Raw genomic sequence first — 21221 nt, 5'->3', positions numbered from 1 at the left:
TGTTAGTTCCCTTGTTTTGTTTTTATTGGTTTTATTTGTTTTTTAGCTTTTCCTCAGGCACTTAAACGACCTTTATTTTTAACCGCATATTGGCGTTGTTTTTCCAAATTAACTTGTTGACTACCAAATCCAAGAATAATTGCCATAAGAAATTCTACAGCCAGTGTTAAGAATAGAGGAAATATTAGTTGAATATTCGTTCCCGGCACTTCTAAACTTCAAATTAAGTCAAAAACTTTATAAAGCATTTGAGCGAGAAAGTCGGCCATTTTTGCGAGATTTTCCATTTTTTATTATTCCTTTTCTTTCATTTTTCTTAAAAATTTGCTAAATTTATCCATTTTTAAGTATTCTAAGTCTTCTAAATCAATTGCTGTATCAGTATAGTATTTGTCTTCATAATCAGGATTTACTTTTGAATTTAAGTAATCTCTTAAAAATGCTAGGTAAAAAGAATTGTAAGTGTTTAATATTGGCAGAGGAATTTTTAGTTTAAAAAAATAAATATCAAGTTCAGGAATATCACGGTATTTAATGCGACGACCCTTTTTACTATTTTTAGCATCAATTAAGGTGTTTCGTCAGCGTTCATATTCTTCAATGCTCGTAAAGGTGCCATAGATGACTTTTAAATAGGGGCGAAAAATATTAACAGGTTTTTTGCGAATGCCCACAATCACATTATTAGCAATATCGCGAACTTTAACTCAAATATGTTTATCTCTTTGACCGCTAGCTAACACAATATGACCAAAATGTCGTGCTAGAGCGAAATATTCTTGAATACCGGTTTCTTCGTTTTTAGTATTATTTTTTTCTCAATCAGTTCCTTCTAAAAATAAGTTGGTTTCATCTCACAAAAGTAAGGTTTTGTCTGGCAATACCGGATAATCAAAGTCTAACAATCCCATATGTCCTAAACTTAATTTTTGGGTTTCTAGTAATGGAAATGTTGATGCGATGTGATATTTCTTCTTTTTTAATAATTTTGATGCATATACTAGAAAAGCAGTTTTTCCAGTTCCTAATGAACCAATAACAATATTTAACGGTGAGTTTTTTAAGAAATTAATAACTTTGTTAATTTGTGTTAAATTACTGATTTTAAAAATGAAAATTAAAATACAACCTGCTAAAAATAAATAGCTCACAATGTTTTTAAAATAACCGTTGTAAATATATCAAATTGCTCCTCAATGTCATAAAATTAAAAATGAGGTGCGATTCAATTCAATAAAATGGTTATTTTTTTCTATTATTCATTTGCAAAATTTCATCTTGCACCTCACTTTATTTTTTTGTTAGCGTACCGCTCCAAGTAATTTTTCAAACATTTTAAAGCAAATAAAGAATATTGCCAAAATAAATGGAAAAATGAATATTCAGTAGTCAGCAAAGAAGTTACCGACTTGTGGCATATTAACGGCAATAATTTCTCACATTTTAGTAAACGCTGTTATAATCGCATTTCATAATTTAGTCATCGCGTCACTAGCTGTTATTTTTTCTACTGTTGCTGGTGCATCGGCCAAGAAAGTTCCAATCATATAAATCACCCCCTTTCTTTTTAAAACATTCATCATTTATATTCAAAGTTTTTCTTAAATTTGTTAAAACCACGATTAACCTTAACACGATTGTATTTTTTCCTAATTAATTTTGAATTTCTTTGTGAATGCATCACAATGTAACTTCGCGACATTAATTTTGTTTCTATCTAAATACTGATATGGTTTTTCAAAGTAGCATTAGCATAAATCACACCATAATCGCTGTTAATAATCAAAAAGCAATATTTGCTATTAAAAGTCAAAGTGGTTTTTCGGTTAAATTAATTTCTTCGCTACCAGTAATATGAGCTGGAATCGTTGTAATTTGAATAAATAAATCTCAGAAAGTTTGTTTAATTTGTTCTCAATTAAATTCTTTTAAGTTTATTGTCATTTTTTATCTCCCAAAAATCATTTTTATTGGTAAATACATAATTGAAATTAAGGCGAAAAGAAAAGTAATGATAATAATTAATCCGGCAATAAACGCAACTTGTACAGGCATTTTTTCTATCGGAACAAACAGTTTTAAGAACTCCATAATAATTTCTCAAAACATTATTTTTTATTCTCATTATTTTCTTTTGAATTAGGAGCTTTAACTCATTCTTCAAAGCGAGCAATAAATACTTTTTCGTCTTTTGTAAAATTACCAGTATTACTTTTAATGGCATTTTTATATTTAATTCGCATTTTTATTTTGGCATAAATTTTATAAGCAAAATATGCCAATAACATTATGCAAATGATAATAAATATTATTCCAATCGCAATATTCATTTTTAAACTCCTTTAAAATAGTTATAATTTATATCTTTTTTGTTGTTTTCTTTTTCGGCAATGAAGAAGCCTAATAATTCTTGTCCTTTAATTCACTTGGTTTCTTGCTCTTGTTGATTAACTGAAATTACTTGATATTTACTATCTTTTATTATTCCGATGCAAATAGAATTTTCATATTTTCCTTTATAAACAAATCGCTTTGGAAACCAAATGCCGATTTGTTCATTAAATCACGGAATTTTTGGTGCTTTAATAAACATTGCGTTTTGTGTTTCTTTTAAAAGATATTTTTTAGTATTTAAGAAAATGTTTTCAATGTTTTTCATAATAAATTACCTTTCTTATGAATAAACTAAGTTATATTAACTAAGTTAGTTAACTTAGTTTTTTAAACACTTATATATCGCAGATTTAAGTGTTTAACAAGCTTTGTTAGTAAATTTTGTTTTTTTAATTAGATAAAGATTTTAATAATTTTAAACTTAGTATATCCCTATATAGAAATTTCTACACTTTAATATCCGCATCCTACCCTTGGAACTAATTTAATAGCGTGTATATTTTTAGGAAATCCACCCATTCATTTTTTTATTGCAAAACGAAACAAATTGCTATAGCTAATAGGATGTTATCTATTAACTGGTAAACTTCTTTTGGTTATGGCGACCACCCACAATTTATCGTGCTTTAATACATACCAACATTATTAACTCACTTGTATTTAATTTTCAAAGAACAAATTTTTAACATCTTATAAAATAAAAAGACAATCATTGCTGACTGTCTTAATACTTATTCAAATATTTTCCCACCTAACAAAACTTTATGCGTCCATTACAAAACAAAAATAATAATTTATAAAATTATTTAATAAATATTTATTGAATTGTTTTATATTTTAAATAAACACGCTTGCTTGTTGAGAAACATTTTTATTTATTAAAAATTGGTGATTAGCGTTATTTTTGAAATAATAATTATGTTCTTTTTGTAGGTGATTAGCATCATTTTTAAAATAATAATTATGTTCTCTTTGCAATTTTTTATTTAACTTATTAAGATAAAACTCAATTAAATTAACCCCGTTTTCTTTCGCCATTTTCATTGCAATCATATTTTTGAAAACTTTTTCACTATATGATTTAGAGCCATATCCTTTTAATCATTTGACATTATGTGAAATTTGTGATTCAGTGCAAGACCCTTTATATCAATCTTCTTTATAAACCTTAATCCCATCTTTTCTTTTATTAATATAATTAATAAATTTTTTTATATCTTCTTTTTTATCTTTCAAAAATGGATGTTCTTTAATGTTCTTGATTTTTATTAAATTTTTTAAATATTTTATCGCTTCATCAGGGTCGCCACTTTTCAATAATTTATTCATATCTAAATAAATTTGTTTTCTTATTTTTTCGTTATCAGTTAAATTTTTGGTAAGTTTTCTTCTTCGATAAGGAACTATTGTTTTTAATTCTTTCATTAAGTGAAATTCATCTAAAATATAAATTGCACCAATTTCATTAGCGAATTTTTGAATTCATGTTGCTCCATCACCTGCCAGCGTTAACTTACAATTTTCAATATTAAAATTTTGATTTAAAAAATGTAAAAATTCTTTTTTATATTTTTTAATAAGATAATATTTATTTTTTACTGATTTCATAACAATAAAAATCTTTTTATCTCTTAAAACATTTTTGTTTTTAGTACTTTTTATTTCATCATATCCAGTATGGAAATATGCTACTCTAAACATGTTTTTTTCTATTTTTTTATATTTTGTTAAATTACTAAAAGAATCGTCAACTCCAGCATATAAATATGGTGTTTGAACATTTATTTTTTCTGTCTTTGTTTTTAATTGTTCTTTAAATAATTTATCAAAATTAACCTCTTTATTAATATTTGTGATTGTCATATTGGATATGTTTAATTTTGGATACATATCCTTAATATCTCTTTGTCTTTTAGCACTATCCATTTCTTTTCAAATTGCTATTTTAATAAAAATGCTAATTCTACTTCATTTTTTTCTCCCAATTTTTTTATCAAATAAAAAAACAAATTCATATTTATTAGTATCTTTATTGTAAAAACGAAATAATGTTCTATAAAAAGTAATATCGCCATACTCTGTTTTTTCTGTAAAAGGTCTTTTCCCTCACATAATATAACCATTTTGACCATTGCAATTTTGTTTTCTTAATTCTTGATCAGTGCTTTCTCATTCTTCTAATATTAATCTTTTTCCTACTTCATTAACATCAATATTTACTTTTTCTCTAAAATCAATAGTGTTAAAAACATTCAACATATAATTTTCTCCTATAAATCATCATTTAATGATAGTGAAATCATATACTGCTTAAAATAATTTGTCAGCAATCGTAATCATATTTTTTATTAATAGAAAGAGAAAAATTTATTAATCTTACTATCTTTCTTTTTTTTCACTAGTTATTTGTTAAATAACTTTGTTGCTTATCCTCTTTTAGGCATAGTTTCCCTTAGGTATGGTTTAGTTAATCACTTGCGACTACGCTTCTGCCCCATGTAGTACTAATTAAATTAGTTGATTAACCTTATCAGATTTCCTCCCACTTCGTTTATTTTTTAGTGTTCCAGCTTGACCACTTTGTGAAATCTTACTATTTATAAAATTTTTGATAAGACCGCGTAAAATATTCGGTTGGTATAAAATTTCCAAAAACTAAGAAAAAGATAGAAATAAAATTCTATCTTTTTTAATTAGGTTAAAATTGTCGTTAACCTTGCTTAGTTTAAAAAAATAATAGCAAGACCAACTAAATAAAACTCTCCTACTTGGAATGTCGTTAAACCAAGCAAGCGAGGATAAACAATATAGGGGTGGCCGTACCGCTACGACACAATGTAGGCAATTCTTTTAGGCAATATAAAAGAGTTATCGTGGTTTAGGGATAAATCTTTAATCTGCAATGGTTAAAGGGTGAGTGTTCCACAATAAAAAAATTTTAGAAATCTTACTATTTATAAGGAGGTTTTACGAGTGTCTTTAAAAGAACTCTGTCAAAAAGAGTTTAAAAGTAAAGTAAAAAATAAATCAACACTAATTAACAAATGTCAGTGTTATATCAATGAGTACTTTACAAAATTAACCAAAAATAAAAAAGACGGTTGATATTATAAAAAATATGCTCGGCATTGTTTGGCAAGGTTAGAATTTATTAATAAACAAAAAATAAATGCTAACCTTTGGCTTTTAACTTTGCAATGCCAAAATAATCATTTAATTATTAAAAAATTAGTTTTTGAACAAAATAAATGAAAAATTATTAATATCAAAAATTAGAATAATAGGTATAGATAAATGTAAGAAATTTCACAAAGTGGTCAAGCTGGAACACTAAAAAATAAACGGAGTGGGAGGATATCTGTAAGGTTAATCAACTAATTAAATTAGTACTACATGGGGCAGAAGAGTAGTCGCAAGTGATTAATTAAACCAATTCCTAAGGGAAACTATGCCTAAATGAAGACAAGCAATGAATTTATTTAACAAATAACTAATAATAAACAAAAAGGAAAAAAGATAAGAAGATTAATTAATCTCTCTCCTTCTATCAATAAAAAAAACAAATGAGGAAAGGAAAATATATATGGTTGAAAATAATATCAAAAATACGATTAGCGATTTAATTAACGAAATTAAAACAACAACAGAAAACAATTTAAATAATTTAGAACAAATTATGGAAGCTTTAATTGACAAAGTTAACAATATTGAAAATATTTTAAATCAAATAAGATAAAAAAATAAATTAAACCAACTATTTATTAAAATTAGTTGGTTTTTTATTTCTGATAAATAAAAAAGAAAGGATGATAAAACATGTATTTAGTTATAAAAGATTCAGATAATATAAAAGATCATTATAAAATAACGGATTTAATTTCAAAAAATACCGATCATGAAGAAAAAGAAAACTTTTGATATAAATTTGGTTTAGAACAATATTGAACGGGATATTGTTGATCAAGCGGAATGATAGATTATATAAAAGATATTGATGAATATTTAACCAAAAAGTTTAAAGAATTGCAAGAAAAATCGTGAAATGAAATTATAGAAAATTATGTTGAAGATAAATTTGGTTATACAGTGGTAAATCATTTATCTGATATTAATTGACAAAAAGAGTCAGAAAGAAATATAGAGCCAGTTCGTTAAGAATTGGTTTTTCGGTTTATTTATTTTTAACCTACTTATTAGATATTAATTTTATGAAAAATAAAATTAAAAGCAAAAAAAGCGAGGTGATTATCATAAAAAAAGATTATTCAAAACCAAAAGCAAGATTTAATGGAAAAATAATTATTGATTGTATTAGATGCGAACAAGAGTTCACTATTTCAAATTCAGAATGATTAACGCTTAGAAAATTCTATAAATGCCAAAAATTTAAAAAATAAAGTGAGGTGTTAAATATGATAAAAAAAATTTATTTAAACCAAAATTTAATTTCACAAGAAATAAATAATAAAACGCACATTTTAATAAACAAACAAAAAGATTGCGTTGTTTTAAATAAAAATTGTTTAGGCTTATCAAGTTATAAAAATTATTTTAGTTTAGAAATTGATGAAAATAAAAACTATGTAGTCAATAGTAGTATCAATAATAAAAATGGTAATATTGTGGGAAAAAATTTACTTTTAACTTTTGAAAAATTAAAACAAGAAAACAAAAAGCAGTTTAATTTGCAAAACAAAAATCATGCTGCTAATAATGATTTACTAAATGAATACAATAATCATTATGATAACAAAACAACACAACGAAAATTAACAGCAACAGAACTAAAACAATTACTAGAATATTTAGAAAATATTGATAATCCCAATTTATTGAAATAATGGTTTTTATTTAGGATACAACAAATATGAAAAAAATACTTAGTTTGTTGTCAATATTTTCGTTATCGTGTGGAAGTACAATGCCATTAATTGGTTGTGGCAATATTGCAAATAACAAACCACACTTGCCACCATCAAAACCAAAAAAACCAATAACCAAAGATTTTTTTTACTATGAAAAATTAAAACAAGAAATTACAGCAGAAATAAAAGAATATGATGAAGCAATTAAAGAAATTGAAAATAGTAAAAATGATTATGAAAACGAAGAAGACTATCAAACAGAACTAAAACAAACACAAGCAGAAAAATTTATCAAAATATCTGAACTAAATAATTGTGAATATCAAATTTTACTATGTCAAAAAGAAAATGAGTTTACAGACGAACAAAAACAACAAGCAATTAAGTTATTAGAAAAACAAATAAACAACTTAAATAGTGCTTTAAATTTACTAAGTGAAATTAAAAATAGTGATTTTGATCAGAAAGATTTAGAAAAAATTAAAACAAAGATTAAAAATACAAAAATTATTTTAGATGAAATTAAAAACAATTAAGAAAGGAATTGGTAGTTAATTATGTTAAATTCTAATTTATTAAATAAAATTAATGTTAATGATGAATGATATACACAGGAATATGCGATTAAACCAATTTTAGAATTTTTAAAACCTAATAGCACTATTTTATGCCCTTTTGATAATATTGATAGTGAATTTGTCCGTGTTTTAAAAAGAAATGGACATAAAGTTTGAAATAGTCATATTGATGATGGAATTGATTTCTTTAATTACATTAGAAGTGATGTGGGTAGATATGATTATATTATTTCTAACCCTCCATTTAGTAAAAGAAAACAAGTAATAGAACATTTATTTATTTTAGGAAAACCATTTGCAATGTTAATGCCATTAGTAAGTATTGCATTAAAACCAATTAGAGAAAAAATAGATCAGTGTGAATTATTAGTTTTTAATAAAAGAATAAAGTTTATTGCTTATATATGGTATAGTTTGTAAAAATCCTCCAAGTGAAACAGCATATATATGTCACAATATTTTACCCAAACAAATTATTTATAGAGAATTAAAAGAGTGTTATTAAAATATGCTTAAAATAATTGAATTATTTGCTGGGATTGGAAGTCAAAGAAAAGCATTAGAAAAGATTGGAATTAACCATAAAGTAGTTGCATTTTGTGATAACGATAAATACGCTGAAAAATCATATCGAGCAATATTTAATGATTATGACACACCAAATTTAGGTGATATTTCTAAACTAGAAACTTTACCGTATGCTGATTTAATAACTTGATCATTTCCATGCCAAGACATATCAAATGCCAATAATAATGGGCAAGGATTAAATGGCAAGCGAAGTGGTTTAGCGTACAAAGTTGTTGATTTAATAAGCACAATGCCAACAAAACCAAAATATCTTTTAATGGAAAATGTACCAAATTTATTAAGTAAAAAGTTTTTTGTCGGATTTCAAAATCTCCAAAATCAACTTAGTGAATTAGGATATTATAACCAATATTTTACAATGAATGCCAAGGATTATGGAATTCCCCAAAATCGGAAAAGATTGTTTATGATTTCAACATTAAAGCAAGATTTTAAATTTCAATATCCCCAACCTTGTAATTTAAAATTTTTGGTAAAGGATATTTTAGAAAATAATATAAATGAAAAATATTTTATTAGACAAGAATCAATGAAAAAAGCAATTGAAAACAATAAACTTAAAATCATTCAACAATGTGCTTATACAATTACAACAAAACAAATGCGATGAGGAAATGCTGGAATTATTGCAATTCCAAATGATATAAAATTTAATGTTCGTGGCAAAACGGAAATAGACTTTAATTCTTATAAACAAGAAAATAGAGTATATGATGCTAGTAATGAAAATATATATCTAGATACATTAACTATAAATTCAAAATCAGCAAAAATAGCAATTCCAATTAAAAATTATAGAAATTTTATTGTTTTGCCACGAGCAAAAGACGGTTTACTAGTTAACGGTTCATATAATCGGTTTTGAAAAACAGAAAATAACCATATGGGAACAATCGCAGCAAGTAATGTCAATAAAATCATCGTTGATAACCATAAATTACAACAACAAGATAGTATTAAAATACTATCTTTTTTAATTGATGAAAAAAAATACTTTTTACGAGTATTAACTCCAAGAGAATGTTGATTATTAATGGGATTTAGGAATAAAGACTTTGATAAAGCAAGCAAAGTTGTTTCAGAAACCCAACTTTATAAACAAGCTGGCAATAGTATTGTTGTGGATGTGCTAGAAAGAATTTTTACAGCAATGTTTCAAATAGAAAGGAAAAATTAAAGATGCAAAATAAGAGAAAAGTTTGATGAAAATGACTTTTATATCCGTTAACAATTATTAGTGGAATTTTGTTGCTAGTAATTTCCCCTATTTTGCTTTTAATCTCGCTTGGAATTGATTGTGATTTTATGATTGGTAATTTATTATTGCATTTATTTTGCCTGCCTTTTGAAAGGAAAGATAGCAATGGCTAAGAAAAACAATATTAAAAATTACTTTAATAATAAACAACAATACTATCAAAAAAAGAAAAATATATATTATCAAAAAATTAATAAAAGCAAATTTTTAAAATAACAAAGGAGGATGAAAATATGAAAGCAAACAACACAGCAGATTTTAGTGGAATAATGGACGTTGTTATATTATGAAGTAATGTTGTTTTAGGGGTATTTATGGGTTTAGCAGTTATTTTTGCAATTTGAAAATTAATTATTATTTTAATTTCAATAATGCGAAACGCTGATAACCCCGAAGCAAGAGGAAATGATTTAATTGCTTTAAAATGACCAATTATAGTTATTATTGCAATATTGGTATTTATTGCTGTTATGAATGTTATTTTACAAGTTATTAAAACATATAATCCTAGTATTGGAACATAGTTGATAAAAAAATGAAAGGAAGTGATAAAAAATGATAGTTAATGCATTATATAGGTTAATATGGTCAATTTTTGTACAAGGGCCATTACAATTAATTGGATCATTTAACAACGTATTAAATTATTTAACAGGAGGAGTAGTTGGCGATTTAATGTTTGGATCAAAGCAAGAATTTAGTTTTCAAAATATCCCAATGGCATTCTGATATTTTGTCATTACGGCTATTTGTTTATTTTCTTTAATATTTACAATTACCATGATTAAAATTTTGTTTCAAGATGCCACCGAAACAAAAACAAAATTTATTGTTGCCTTACAAAATGGTAGTAAGGCATTTATTTTTATCTTTTTAATTCCAATCTTTTTCTTTTTGGCTAATTTTGCAATTGCTAACATTGCCAAAATGATTATATCGGGATTTGGAGGTGAAAACGGAAATATTGCAAATTACCTATACAATATTGGAAACACCAATTGAGATGGTAGTGGTGATAATATACCAAGCAATTATTCCTATCCTGACAATATTGGTGATTTTAATATGATTGCCGAAGTTTTTGGGGTATGATTTATGCTGTTTGCAATGTTTATGATTGGAATTGCTTTGGTGCAAAAAATAATTGAATTGTTTTTCTTATTTATTATTTCACCATGAGTAATGGTTATTATGACAATTGATAATGGTAAAGGAGCATTTATTTGAAAAGATATGGTAATTGCAAAATTTCTAGCATCAACCGCCACTTTAACAGGATACTTTATATTTATGACAACAATTCAAACGATTTTAAGTACTAATTTAGCAGGATTAGGTATTGAGGGCATTGGTAAATCATTGTTTATTATTCTGATGATGTGTGGTGGTGGATTGGCAGTGCTGGCATTTTCGGATGTTGTTGCCAACTTAATTGGTGAAGCAGCTGGAATTCGCGAAGGAATGAATTCAATGCGATCAACTGTGGCCGGCGGAATGATGGCACTTGGTGCTGCTAAAATGGCAGGAAAAGCATTCGGATTTGCCAAAAGTAAAAGAGCGAAAAGAGCAATGGCAATGGGTGGTTCTAGCATGGGTGAAAAAACCATGAACGCGATGGGTTCAATGGCAGGCGATGATGGTGATGGCGAAACATCGGGCAATCAATCTCACCAAGAAAAACCACTTGATTATCGCCATTTCTGACACGCCACAGAAGGAATGAGTTCAAGAGCTGGTATTTACTGGTTTAGCAGGATTTGGTCTTGGTGTTCTTGGTGTTGCAACCCTAGCAACAAGTAAACTAGTGGGAGCAGCTCGCGGAGGTGGAGCAAAAAGATTCTGAAAACAATTTGGAACTGGCATTGCCACACCATTTGTAGCAACTTATAAAAAAATCAATCCACAACTAGCAAGCAAAGGAAACCAAGAAAACAAAAGGAATACAATTAAATCTACTAAATTAAGAAAAAAATCTTTAAACAAAAAACTTGGGAAAGTAAGTAAAGTAAAAGATAAATTAAACATTCCAAATAATAGTTTTGTTTTTGTTAATCCACAAAATAAACAACAAGCAAAACACAATAAGCCAGTTAAAAAAGTTTATAAAAAAGATATTAAATTAAATAAGAAATTTGAAAAGCATAATGTTAAATCAGATGCTAGACAGAAAAAATGAGATGAAAAATCAGCGAAAAAACAAGAAAAGAAAAGTCATAAGTAAAAAAACACCTGACAAATTTTCTAATTGCGTTATAATAAAAGTAAAAAGGAGTGATAAATTATGGGATTATGACGATTATTAGGTGGAGAAGTCAACTGAGAACGCGTTGCCAAAATGCAAAACAGAGAACAGTTAAACGAAATTCTTGATGCTATTATTCATGCTTTTGGTGGTGGTTTATCAATTGACAGATCAAATGATGATGACAAAAATAATGTCATGTGAGTGTTAGAAAAGTTTGGACGAAATGTCCCAACAACCACTAAATACCCATGACTAAAACAAGTTGATGGTCTTGGTAATTTACGAGATGCTAAATATAATCAAAAAGATTGAGATCAAGCGTGAGAATGATACGATGCCTACAAAAGCGGAGCAATTCTTTTTCTCGAATATCGCATTCAAATAAGAGAAAAGGAATTGGAAAAAGATGAAGGTAAATTCAGTCTTTATAAACAAGAAATAGAATATTATGAAATTTGAAAAAATAGTGAAAATAAAACAAAATGAAATAAAAGAGATAAACCATCTAGAACAACACATAAATTAATTAAATCTTATGAAAAAGATATTCCAACACAACGAACAGAAATTGCTAAATTAAAAGCAGAATTGGAACCATTAAAAAAACAAGAAGAACAAAAAAATAGATTGTTGGATTTGCAAGAACAAGCCGCACATTATGGGGTTCCAACACGAGAAATTAAAGAAGCAATTAAAGATAAAATATTTGATAAATCAAGTGTTGATGTAATTGTCCAAAAAATTACTAAATTAATTGAGACCGAAAAACATAATAATATAAACAATAATGATTTAACCCTTGAAAATGAAAATTTACGATTAAAAAAAGAAATCTTAGAAATGGAACTAAAACTAAAAGAAAGGAAATAAAGAAAGATAAAATATGCAACATTTATCATATTTTATCTTTTATGATAGTATTAACTTACTAAATAGATAATGTTTAGGTTGTTATGAGTTAAATTAAAAAGAAATGTTTAACTTTGATAAAGCATAATATTTCCACAGGCAATTATATCAAACAATCCTAACAATTTTCTATGTTTGTGGAAATAAAAGACATTTATTATTTTAAATATAATATGATTACATATCGTTTGCAATTTAATGCAATAACAAAAAGAAAGGATAAAATATAAATATGAAAAAATTACTTAGTTTATTAAGCACAATAACAATGGCCGGAAGCGGAATGTCAGGAATTGTCGGAAACGCTCCAACTTCAGCAAAAAGTGAAATCAGTTATTTAAAAACAAATAATTTAAAAAATTTAGATAAAAAAGTTTATTTGATTGAAGATAAACCAAACAATTATGATGCTATAGAAATTAGCGAAATAAAAGGGCAAGTTAATGATATTGCAATCCATGACAGAAATATTAAGTCTACAGTTGCTGGTGCTACTTATTTTGCAACAGATGATGGATTATATTTTAAATCAAGACCTTCATCAAACTTAATTAAAATTAATGGAATAAATAACAAGGTTAATCGCATTATAATTTCTCAATCAACAGGAGAAGCTTACGCAATATCTGCAAATAAAAAAATTTATTTGATTGAAGATAAACCAAACAATTATGATGCTATAGAAATTAGCGAAATAAAAGGGCAAGCTAATGATATTGCAATCCATGACAGAAATATTAAGTCTACAGTTGCTGGTGCTACTTATTTTGCAACAGATGATGGATTATATTTTAAATCAAGACCTTCATCAAACTTAATTAAAATTAATGGAATAAATAACAAGGTTAATCGCATTATAATTTCTCAATCAACAGGAGAAGCTTACGCAATATCTGCAAATAAAAAAATTTATTTGATTGAAGATAAACCAAACAATTATGATGCTATAGAAATTAGCGAAATAAAAGGGCAAGTTAATGATATTGCAATCCATGACAGAAATATTAAGTCTACAGTTGCTGGTGCTACTTATTTTGCAACAGATGATGGATTATATTTTAAATCAAGACCTTCATCAAACTTAATTAAAATTAATGGAATAAATGAAGCAGTTATTTCTATTATAATTGAACAAAAAAGTGGTAATGTATTTGCAATAACTAAAACTAAAATGCTTTTAAATATTATTATTCAAATAAATAATTTACGTTTTAATAACATTATTAATGATGAAATTATTTTAAATGAATTAAATTATTTAAATCCTAATTTAGATATATCACAATTAGAAATTATTAATAAAAGAGATACATCAGCTACAATTAAAGCAAAAGACAATGGTAAATATTTTGGTGAAGTTACTGTTAATTATAAAATTAAAAATAAAGATGAAATTAATGCTATTAATTTAAATGAATTAATTAAAAGAGCAGTATTTTTTAAGTTTCGTGATGAAAACCCTAATTTAAAATTTAAAGAAATAAAATATATTGATACTAATAATTTAAATTTTTCAAATACTGAAATAACAAAAAGAGAAAATTCATTTTTATGATCTAATGCTCCTAAAAATGTATGTTCTGATAGAGAAATTATCAATAAAACTCCAAATACAAGATCATTTAATGTACCCGCTTGTGAATATAATTCAAAATCAAAATTAGTATTTCAAATTACAACAGGATTAACTAAAACAAAACAAGAAAATAAATTAAATGGTTGAAACATAAATTCTGATGATGAAATGAAATTAACAGATTTTACAAATATAAATAATAAAAATTCTGAAATCATTAATGTATTATCAAATGAATTTGATTTATCAAACACAAATAAACAAGAACAAGAAATGATTTTAAGTATTTTTAAGGTACCCGCTGATAAATTTGAACTTAATCCCAATGAAAAATTAAAAATTACTTATCCAGTAAGAATAATTACATCTAAAGTTATATTAAATTTAAAACAAAAAATTACAGGAAATATTACTGCCAAAATAATTGATGATAACAATAAAGAACAAGTAGTTACATTATCAATTACAGAAGTAATGCAAATTTTACAAAAATATAGTTTATTACCCAATGAAATTACTATAGATAAAAACAATGATAACATAACATTTAACGGTGAAGCATTTTTTTTATCAGAAAGAGAAGGGTCGATAAAAACAAATACAGTTACTACTATAGTATAAGGTTTTATAAAAACGATATTAGCTATTTAGAACAATAACTTTAATTAAAACAAGCCCAACAAGTTTAAATTTCTTGTGATAAAATAAGAAAAATATTCAAACCAGTAATTTTAGTTAATTACTGGTTTTTATTTTGTCAAAATTAAAAAATTGTTTAGTTATTAAGAAAAAAGATTTTCCCTAATGACTCATCAGTTTTTAAAATATTTTATTTAGCATTTCAAAATATGGTTAAGAAATGAACGATGCCAATTCAAAATTATTATATACTGTTAATTTTAAAGAGGCATGTTTTAAAAAAAAGAGAACGAATTAATACTTCTTCAGTTATAAAAACAGTTAAAATACCTAAATGTGAATATAATCCAAAATCAAAATTAGGATTTCAAATTATAACAGGCTTAATTAAAACAAAACAAGAAAATAAATTAAATGATTGAAACATAAATTCTGATGATGAAATAAAATTAACAGATTTTACAAATATAAATAATAAAAATTCTGAAATCATTAATGTATTATCAAATGAATTTGATTTATCAAACACAAATAAACAAGAACAAGAAATGATTTTAGTTTTTAATGAACCTGGAGATGAAATAGAACTTGCTCCTAATGAAAAAGCATTAATTAAATATTCAGTAAGAGAAATTAAATATGAAACTACATTAAATTTAAAACAAAAAATTAGCGGAACAATTACGACTAAAATAATTGATGATAATAATGAAGAACAAACAATTACATTATCAATTAAAGAAGCAATGCAAATATTACAAAAATATAGCTTATTGCCAAGCGAAATTATTATCAATGAAGATAATAGTATAACTTTTAATGGAAAAGCAAAAATTTCTTTTACACAAGAAGCAGAACCAAAATTAGTTCTGAATACTTCAATAGTTTAATTGTTTGTGAAAAATAAGCAAACTATTCAAACCAGTAATTTTAATTGCTGGTTTTTATTTTGTTAAAAGAGAAAGGAAATACAAAAATGGATGAAAAAATTACTTAATTTGTTGACGATATTTTCGTTATCGTGTACAAACACAATGACATTGTTTAGTTGTGGTAATATTGTAAATAACAAACCACCTCTGCATTCGCTCAATACAGAAAATGAGTTAAAAGTTAATTTAAAAACCAATATTGATTTAGAAAAAAGATATTTGCCCCACCCTGTTTTAATCCAACAGCGAGGTTATAAAGGAATTTTCTTTAATCAATATAAGACAGATACTATCAAACATCTAACAAATGCTTTTTTAAGCAAAGCAGATAATAATTTATCAATGAAATTTAAAACAAAATTTAGTACTTATAAACAACTACAAGGTTATTGAAAATTAGAACAACAAAATTACTGACAAAATTTACTTAATAATATTTGTCAACAATACCAAGATAATTTAAAACAACTTATTTTATTGTTTTATAATTTTGTTGCAAATATTTGAAATAAAACAAATATCAATGAAATTTTAAGGAAAATAGAAATTAAAAATGTGATTGATGGTGATAATAATGTCTTGGGACAAACAAATAATCACCAAACTATTTTGCTAAACAAAAAGATTTTATCTTGTACATTTGAAAAAACAATAAATAATGAATGACACAAAGGACAATTTACAACCAATAACTTTTTTCATATTTTAATCCACGAATTAGGACATATCTTTTATTTTTATGATTGAGAAATATTTAAAATCAATCATATTTTTTATTTAAAGCAATTTTTAGCACAAAAAATTAATAACTTAAATAAATTTGCAGAACTAGACAAAGAAAAAGTGTTAAAGATACTTGCCAACAGTAATTATGGATTAAGTGATGATGATGAGTTATTGGCAGAGGGATTTGCATATTGGTTATTAACGAAACAAAACATGCAAACAAAAACATGAGAATTTTGAAACGAATACTTGACAAGTTATTTACCACAAATAAGAGATAAAAAAGAAAGGAAGTGTAAATGATGTTAAACAATATAATGGGAATGGTGGGAACCATTGCTGTAATTGGTTTGCTTGGTTGTTTATGAAAGTTTCTAGGTATTAAAGTGCAAAAAATGAAAAAACAAATTGAGTTAACGAAATACAAAAAAACTTGCCAAATAATATTTTATGTTAGTATAGGTTGTTTGGTGTTGTTTGTGTTAGTGATTGGGTTATGATTTGGTTTAATATATCCAACTTTGAAATAAAATGGAAAAAGTATTCAAATTTTTAATATTTATTATTCCAGATTTTATAAATTCAAAAAACGAATTTGCACAATATCTACTACGCGGTCCTTCATTTGCGTGGTTTTTATATTTCAATAAAAATTATTTTTAAATTTTAAAGAAAAAAGTAAATTTAATGAACTGAAAAATTGAACTTATAGCAATATTTGTACTATTTACTATAACTATTTTATGACAAATAATAACTAGATTTATTGTGTTTCAAAAAGAAATCGAGGGTAAAAAATTATTTATTTTATTAATCTTACCACTACTATTTTTAATTTTTGGTATTTTAATTATGAATATTATATTGTGTTTTGTTTCTTAATCAATACTAATAAACAGTAAGGAGGAATATAAAAATGATTTTTAAATTTTAGAGAAAGGAGGTTATATGCTATTAAAAAAACTATATTGGTGTCATTGTTATTAACAGCTACAATCAGTATAAGTGAACCACTTATTTTTAAATCAACCATCAATGATAAATTTTTGATATCAAAGCAAGAACAAATTATCAGTAAAAATGCAAAGCAAAGTTTTAACCCAACAGCCCCAAGTTTTACAAAAAATATTAATTGAAATGATGATATTTATGTTGAAACTGATGGAACTTGAAGTGGTGCTTATACAGAAAAAGTAGAATCACCATATTATTATATTAATATTTTAGATTATGCCAGCAATTGAAATGATTTTAAAAATAAGTATTCCCAGATTCAAATAGATTATGAAGGATATGTTGATCATAGTATGGCAGATATGGTTGATTATAATGCTTATCACTATATAAATTTAAGTCAAATAAGTGCCAATGAAAAAACATCACGAATATTTAATTCTTATGCGGGTTATACACAAAACGAGGGGAAAGGATGAGTGGAGGTAAGATACCAATTAGAAAATAATCAAATTAAAATTGATTTTCTAGTTTATGCTTATGCCGGTAATGGATGAAATTCAATGAATACATGAGCTAAAACTTGATTAAAAGTTAATAGTTTGTTTTTTAATACGAGTTTTAGTTTTAATGAGATGAAAGGTAATTTAACAAGGGAACTAAAATAAAGAACTTAGTTATTATTCTAATATTGATAATAACCCACAAAGCGCTAATAATTGAAACGAAATTAAAAGAGAAATGGATAGCAAAATCAGAAAAGCACTAAATGATAATAATGATACACAGGGGTGAATTGAATTTTTAAACCCAAATTATCAATTAGAAAAAAGGAACAATAATTATTATCTTAAAACAAGTTTTAATATTGAAAATTACCAAAATGGCAGTTCTGAAATATGAGAATTTAAAACACCTTTAAATTATGATAGTGATTATAATATTGTTAATGCCAAAAATAGAATCGAAAACGAATTAAATCAAACAATTATTTATCAAAGTGATACATCAACCAATATTTTAGATGAAAGTAATTGAAATGCAATTAAAACTATCTTAGATAATAAAATATTTAATGTTTTAAGCAAAAAAGGAAGCATAATTGAATGAAAAAAACTTATTAAACCAAATTACGCCTTAATAACAGAAAACAATAATTATTATCTTAAAACAAGTTTTAATATTTTTAATCATTTAACAGAACAATGAGAAAATTGAGTTTTTAAAACAAAACTCAATTTTTCATTAAGTGCGAAATATTGAAAAAGTAAAATTCAGGAACGGATTTTAATAACGCCAGGAAAAATTAGTGATGAAAAGGGCATTGAAATGATTAATGATGTCGAAGAAGTTATCAATAATGGTGAGGGAAAGGAAAATAAATATAATAAAGGAATAATAAAATATCATACAACAACATTTTTTCAATATATTGAACCAAAAGAAAACAACAATGACCCTGATTATGATATCGTTAAAATAAATGTCGTTAATTTAAACGCTGTTAATGGTTTATACACATATACTTTTGATGATAAAGAAAAAGTTAATAAATATGAGATTGAAATTATCCACCGGCCAAACCCCAAAATTGATGGAGATATTGGAGGTAATTTTAAGTTAACCATTTTAATTGAAACAATTACCCCATCATTACAATTAAAATTAATGGGATGAGGGCCTAAGAATATTGACTATGAAAAACTAACAAATGAATTTATCAAAGACCCTAGCAATGAAAATAAATCAATCAAAAACGATAATTATGATAAAGAAATTAATAAAGAAACAGGGACGAAAAAGCAATTAATCTGAATTCGACATCAATCTAACACCCCCTTTCCATTAGATCCAATTGACAAAGATGGAAATTTAATAAAAACTAGTAATATTAATGATTATGATATCGGTTATTTAGCAGAAGCAAGTGCAGTCGGAGCTGGTTTTGAAAACTTTTACAATAATGACAACATTGAAAAAGTTATTCGTTATTTATCAAATGAAAAGTTAAATACTAAATTCGAAAATGGTTATCAATTAGAAAAAAGCAAAACTGGGGATGTTAACACAAGTGCCGGGTGATTTCATTTTATTATTCAACAAAAACGCTTTAATGATTTAAATGGGAATACCCAAACACCATTTTATCAACACAAATTTATTTATGTTGATAAAAATAAAAGTTCAAATTATGGATATTTTTTAAATTCAATTGATAGTCAAGATGCTGGTGATTTTTGAAATACAACACAAGGAAGACATCTAAAAGATTACATGATTAACTATAAAAAGTGAAACACAGACAATGATTTAGCAAAATTAAATTATGAAGCAGTATTATCATATTGGCGAGACTATGTTTCTGATATTCGTAATCATTTAGCAGTTAATGAAAGTATCAATAATTTTAAAGCATTAAATGATTTAAATATTAGTGCTTTAAAAATGAATGTCAAAGACATTAAAACTATTAAAGATAAAATTAATAAATATGTTTGACAAGAAATAAATAAACTTAGTTTATTAGCAACAATAAATAAAGATTATATTATTCAAATATATAAAAATAGCCAATGACAAAAATTAACTGATGATGATTTAAACCAATTAATAACTAATCAACAAGAACAAACAAAAGCAATAACGATAAAAATCAAAGCACTAAATACATCAATGTTCTTAATTGGGGAAACAAACCAATTTAAAGTTATTAACAACTTAAATTATGATGAAAGTAAAGTCATTGATTTAAGTAAAATTAAGTATAAAAATCAAGAATATAATTTTAAAGATAAAACAAAAGATAATATTTTTAATAATTATATTATGGAATATATTAAACAAGGTTTTAAAATTAATAAATTAGATGAAATCTTAAAACAAGATATTGATTATCAAATATCATTGCAAGGAGTAAATGGGGGAAAAATTAATATTAATGATAATGAATTACAGGAATTTATGAAAAAAATTCAAGAAAATAAATATAGTGAACTAAAAATTACTATTTATGCTTTGGATGATAGTTTAAAAGTGATTGGGAATATTTCATATAAATTAATAAACAACCCAATAACAGAAAATGCTCCTAGCAAACCGAATGAAATTCCCCCAACAGAGGGAATTATACCTAACATCCCCAATAAACCAATGAATCCCAATAATCCCAATGGAAATAATGGGAATGGAGATAATAATAATCCAAATAAACCAGAAAAACCAAACAAACCAATGAATCCCAATCATAATGAAAATAATGAAAGTGGTTGAAAAAAGTTTTTTAAAAAACCAGTTAATTTATTTTTTATGACTTTGATTAGTTGTGGGATAGTTGGTGGGTTTATAACTTGAATTATCATTAAAAATCAATTAAATAAAAAAATTGGGGGCAAAATAGATAAAAAAAGTAAAAACAAAAAGAAAATAAAAAAACAATAAATAATATATATTTATTACCCCTTTATTTAATACCCTTATTACGCATTTTAAGGGGCAAATTAGCAATGAAAGTTATTTTATTATAGGAATATATATATATATATATATATATTATA

General features: G+C 25.2%; 28 protein-coding genes. 19 read left to right on the top strand and 9 right to left on the bottom strand.

The window, feature by feature from the left end; translation table 4 throughout:
• Positions 1 to 2: 2 nt before the first annotated feature.
• The 9 genes from AAHM88_RS01560 to AAHM88_RS01520 all read right to left on the bottom strand — a co-directional run bounded on the left by AAHM88_RS01560 (position 3) and on the right by AAHM88_RS01520 (position 4653).
• Positions 3 to 287 carry a hypothetical protein gene (locus AAHM88_RS01560; protein ID WP_338968736.1) on the bottom strand — a complete coding sequence of 95 codons (285 nt, stop codon included), beginning with the start codon at positions 285 to 287 and terminating at the stop codon, positions 3 to 5.
• Between the two features lie 6 nt (positions 288 to 293).
• The gene (locus AAHM88_RS01555) at positions 294 to 1277 is read right to left on the bottom strand and encodes a hypothetical protein (protein WP_338967126.1); all 984 of its coding nucleotides are present in this window, start codon (positions 1275 to 1277) and stop codon (positions 294 to 296) included.
• Between the two features lie 24 nt (positions 1278 to 1301).
• Complete coding sequence (locus AAHM88_RS01550; protein WP_338967504.1) at positions 1302 to 1547, bottom strand: hypothetical protein; 246 nt, start codon at positions 1545 to 1547, stop codon at positions 1302 to 1304.
• 20 nt (positions 1548 to 1567) lie between these two features.
• Complete coding sequence (locus AAHM88_RS01545) at positions 1568 to 1702, bottom strand: hypothetical protein (protein WP_338968593.1); 135 nt, start codon at positions 1700 to 1702, stop codon at positions 1568 to 1570.
• Positions 1703 to 1713: 11 nt separating this feature from the next.
• Entirely contained in the window at positions 1714 to 1944 is a 231-nt protein-coding gene (locus AAHM88_RS01540; protein WP_342262618.1) for a hypothetical protein, read from the bottom strand.
• Positions 1945 to 1947: 3 nt separating this feature from the next.
• Positions 1948 to 2109 carry a hypothetical protein gene (locus tag AAHM88_RS01535; RefSeq protein WP_342262619.1) on the bottom strand — a complete coding sequence of 54 codons (162 nt, stop codon included), beginning with the start codon at positions 2107 to 2109 and terminating at the stop codon, positions 1948 to 1950.
• Positions 2109 to 2330, bottom strand: coding sequence for a hypothetical protein (locus tag AAHM88_RS01530; protein WP_342262620.1), 222 nt, complete (start codon positions 2328 to 2330; stop codon positions 2109 to 2111). Before AAHM88_RS01530 ends, AAHM88_RS01535 begins: the two co-directional genes overlap by 1 nt.
• A 2-nt stretch (positions 2331 to 2332) precedes the next feature.
• Positions 2333 to 2659 (bottom strand): hypothetical protein, encoded by a 327-nt coding sequence (locus AAHM88_RS01525; protein ID WP_342262621.1) that lies wholly within the window; start codon positions 2657 to 2659, stop codon positions 2333 to 2335.
• Positions 2660 to 3231: 572 nt separating this feature from the next.
• Positions 3232 to 4653 (bottom strand): Mbov_0401 family ICE element transposase-like protein, encoded by a 1422-nt coding sequence (locus tag AAHM88_RS01520; protein WP_342263027.1) that lies wholly within the window; start codon positions 4651 to 4653, stop codon positions 3232 to 3234.
• A 714-nt stretch (positions 4654 to 5367) separates the two neighbouring features.
• Here AAHM88_RS01520 and AAHM88_RS01515 point away from each other — a divergent pair.
• From AAHM88_RS01515 to AAHM88_RS01425, 19 genes are all read left to right on the top strand, one after another.
• Positions 5368 to 5670, top strand: coding sequence for a replication/maintenance protein RepL (locus AAHM88_RS01515; protein ID WP_342262483.1), 303 nt, complete (start codon positions 5368 to 5370; stop codon positions 5668 to 5670).
• 307 nt (positions 5671 to 5977) lie between these two features.
• Positions 5978 to 6130, top strand: a complete 153-nt coding sequence (locus AAHM88_RS01510; protein WP_342262484.1) for a hypothetical protein — start codon at positions 5978 to 5980, stop codon at positions 6128 to 6130.
• Positions 6131 to 6210: 80 nt separating this feature from the next.
• Positions 6211 to 6549, top strand: coding sequence for a hypothetical protein (locus AAHM88_RS01505; protein WP_342263026.1), 339 nt, complete (start codon positions 6211 to 6213; stop codon positions 6547 to 6549).
• Between the two features lie 53 nt (positions 6550 to 6602).
• Entirely contained in the window at positions 6603 to 6791 is a 189-nt protein-coding gene (locus AAHM88_RS01500) for a hypothetical protein (RefSeq protein ID WP_342263025.1), read from the top strand.
• A gap of 15 nt (positions 6792 to 6806) precedes the next feature.
• Positions 6807 to 7235 (top strand): hypothetical protein, encoded by a 429-nt coding sequence (locus AAHM88_RS01495; RefSeq protein ID WP_342263024.1) that lies wholly within the window; start codon positions 6807 to 6809, stop codon positions 7233 to 7235.
• A 26-nt stretch (positions 7236 to 7261) separates the two neighbouring features.
• Positions 7262 to 7795: a hypothetical protein gene (locus AAHM88_RS01490; protein WP_342262827.1), complete on the top strand. Its 534-nt coding sequence runs from the start codon at positions 7262 to 7264 to the stop codon at positions 7793 to 7795.
• Between the two features lie 21 nt (positions 7796 to 7816).
• On the top strand, positions 7817 to 8257 hold the full coding sequence (locus AAHM88_RS01485) for a hypothetical protein (RefSeq protein ID WP_342263023.1): 441 nt from the start codon (positions 7817 to 7819) through the stop codon (positions 8255 to 8257).
• Positions 8258 to 8345: 88 nt separating this feature from the next.
• Positions 8346 to 9605 (top strand): DNA (cytosine-5-)-methyltransferase, encoded by a 1260-nt coding sequence (dcm, locus tag AAHM88_RS01480; protein ID WP_342263022.1) that lies wholly within the window; start codon positions 8346 to 8348, stop codon positions 9603 to 9605.
• 168 nt (positions 9606 to 9773) lie between these two features.
• On the top strand, positions 9774 to 9902 hold the full coding sequence (locus AAHM88_RS01475) for a hypothetical protein (RefSeq protein ID WP_342262493.1): 129 nt from the start codon (positions 9774 to 9776) through the stop codon (positions 9900 to 9902).
• A gap of 17 nt (positions 9903 to 9919) precedes the next feature.
• Positions 9920 to 10210: an Mbov_0395 family pilin-like conjugal transfer protein gene (locus AAHM88_RS01470; protein ID WP_342262494.1), complete on the top strand. Its 291-nt coding sequence runs from the start codon at positions 9920 to 9922 to the stop codon at positions 10208 to 10210.
• 31 nt (positions 10211 to 10241) lie between these two features.
• On the top strand, positions 10242 to 11486 hold the full coding sequence (locus AAHM88_RS01465; RefSeq protein WP_342263021.1) for an Mbov_0396 family ICE element transmembrane protein: 1245 nt from the start codon (positions 10242 to 10244) through the stop codon (positions 11484 to 11486).
• Positions 11371 to 11907 (top strand): hypothetical protein, encoded by a 537-nt coding sequence (locus AAHM88_RS01460; protein ID WP_342263020.1) that lies wholly within the window; start codon positions 11371 to 11373, stop codon positions 11905 to 11907. The genes AAHM88_RS01465 and AAHM88_RS01460 overlap by 116 nt, the downstream gene beginning before the upstream one ends.
• Before the next feature lie 60 nt (positions 11908 to 11967).
• On the top strand, positions 11968 to 12801 hold the full coding sequence (locus tag AAHM88_RS01455; RefSeq protein WP_342263019.1) for a hypothetical protein: 834 nt from the start codon (positions 11968 to 11970) through the stop codon (positions 12799 to 12801).
• Between the two features lie 271 nt (positions 12802 to 13072).
• Complete coding sequence (locus AAHM88_RS01450) at positions 13073 to 15037, top strand: hypothetical protein (protein ID WP_342263018.1); 1965 nt, start codon at positions 13073 to 13075, stop codon at positions 15035 to 15037.
• 245 nt (positions 15038 to 15282) lie between these two features.
• Positions 15283 to 15945 carry an ETX/MTX2 family pore-forming toxin gene (locus AAHM88_RS01445; protein WP_346350243.1) on the top strand — a complete coding sequence of 221 codons (663 nt, stop codon included), beginning with the start codon at positions 15283 to 15285 and terminating at the stop codon, positions 15943 to 15945.
• A gap of 90 nt (positions 15946 to 16035) precedes the next feature.
• Positions 16036 to 17022, top strand: coding sequence for a hypothetical protein (locus AAHM88_RS01440; protein ID WP_342262499.1), 987 nt, complete (start codon positions 16036 to 16038; stop codon positions 17020 to 17022).
• Positions 17013 to 17243 carry a hypothetical protein gene (locus AAHM88_RS01435; RefSeq protein ID WP_342262500.1) on the top strand — a complete coding sequence of 77 codons (231 nt, stop codon included), beginning with the start codon at positions 17013 to 17015 and terminating at the stop codon, positions 17241 to 17243. Before AAHM88_RS01440 ends, AAHM88_RS01435 begins: the two co-directional genes overlap by 10 nt.
• A 441-nt stretch (positions 17244 to 17684) precedes the next feature.
• Entirely contained in the window at positions 17685 to 18335 is a 651-nt protein-coding gene (locus tag AAHM88_RS01430) for a hypothetical protein (RefSeq protein ID WP_342263016.1), read from the top strand.
• 73 nt (positions 18336 to 18408) lie between these two features.
• Entirely contained in the window at positions 18409 to 21105 is a 2697-nt protein-coding gene (locus tag AAHM88_RS01425; protein ID WP_342263015.1) for an Mbov_0399 family ICE element protein, read from the top strand.
• The last annotated feature ends 116 nt before the right edge of the window (positions 21106 to 21221 follow it).

Source organism: Spiroplasma endosymbiont of Dromius quadrimaculatus (genome assembly GCF_964031155.1).
Classification (GTDB): domain Bacteria; phylum Bacillota_I; class Bacilli_A; order Mycoplasmatales; family Nriv7; genus Nriv7.
The sequence above is the reverse complement of the archived record's forward strand: the minus strand, read 5'-3'. Positions and strand labels throughout refer to the sequence as shown.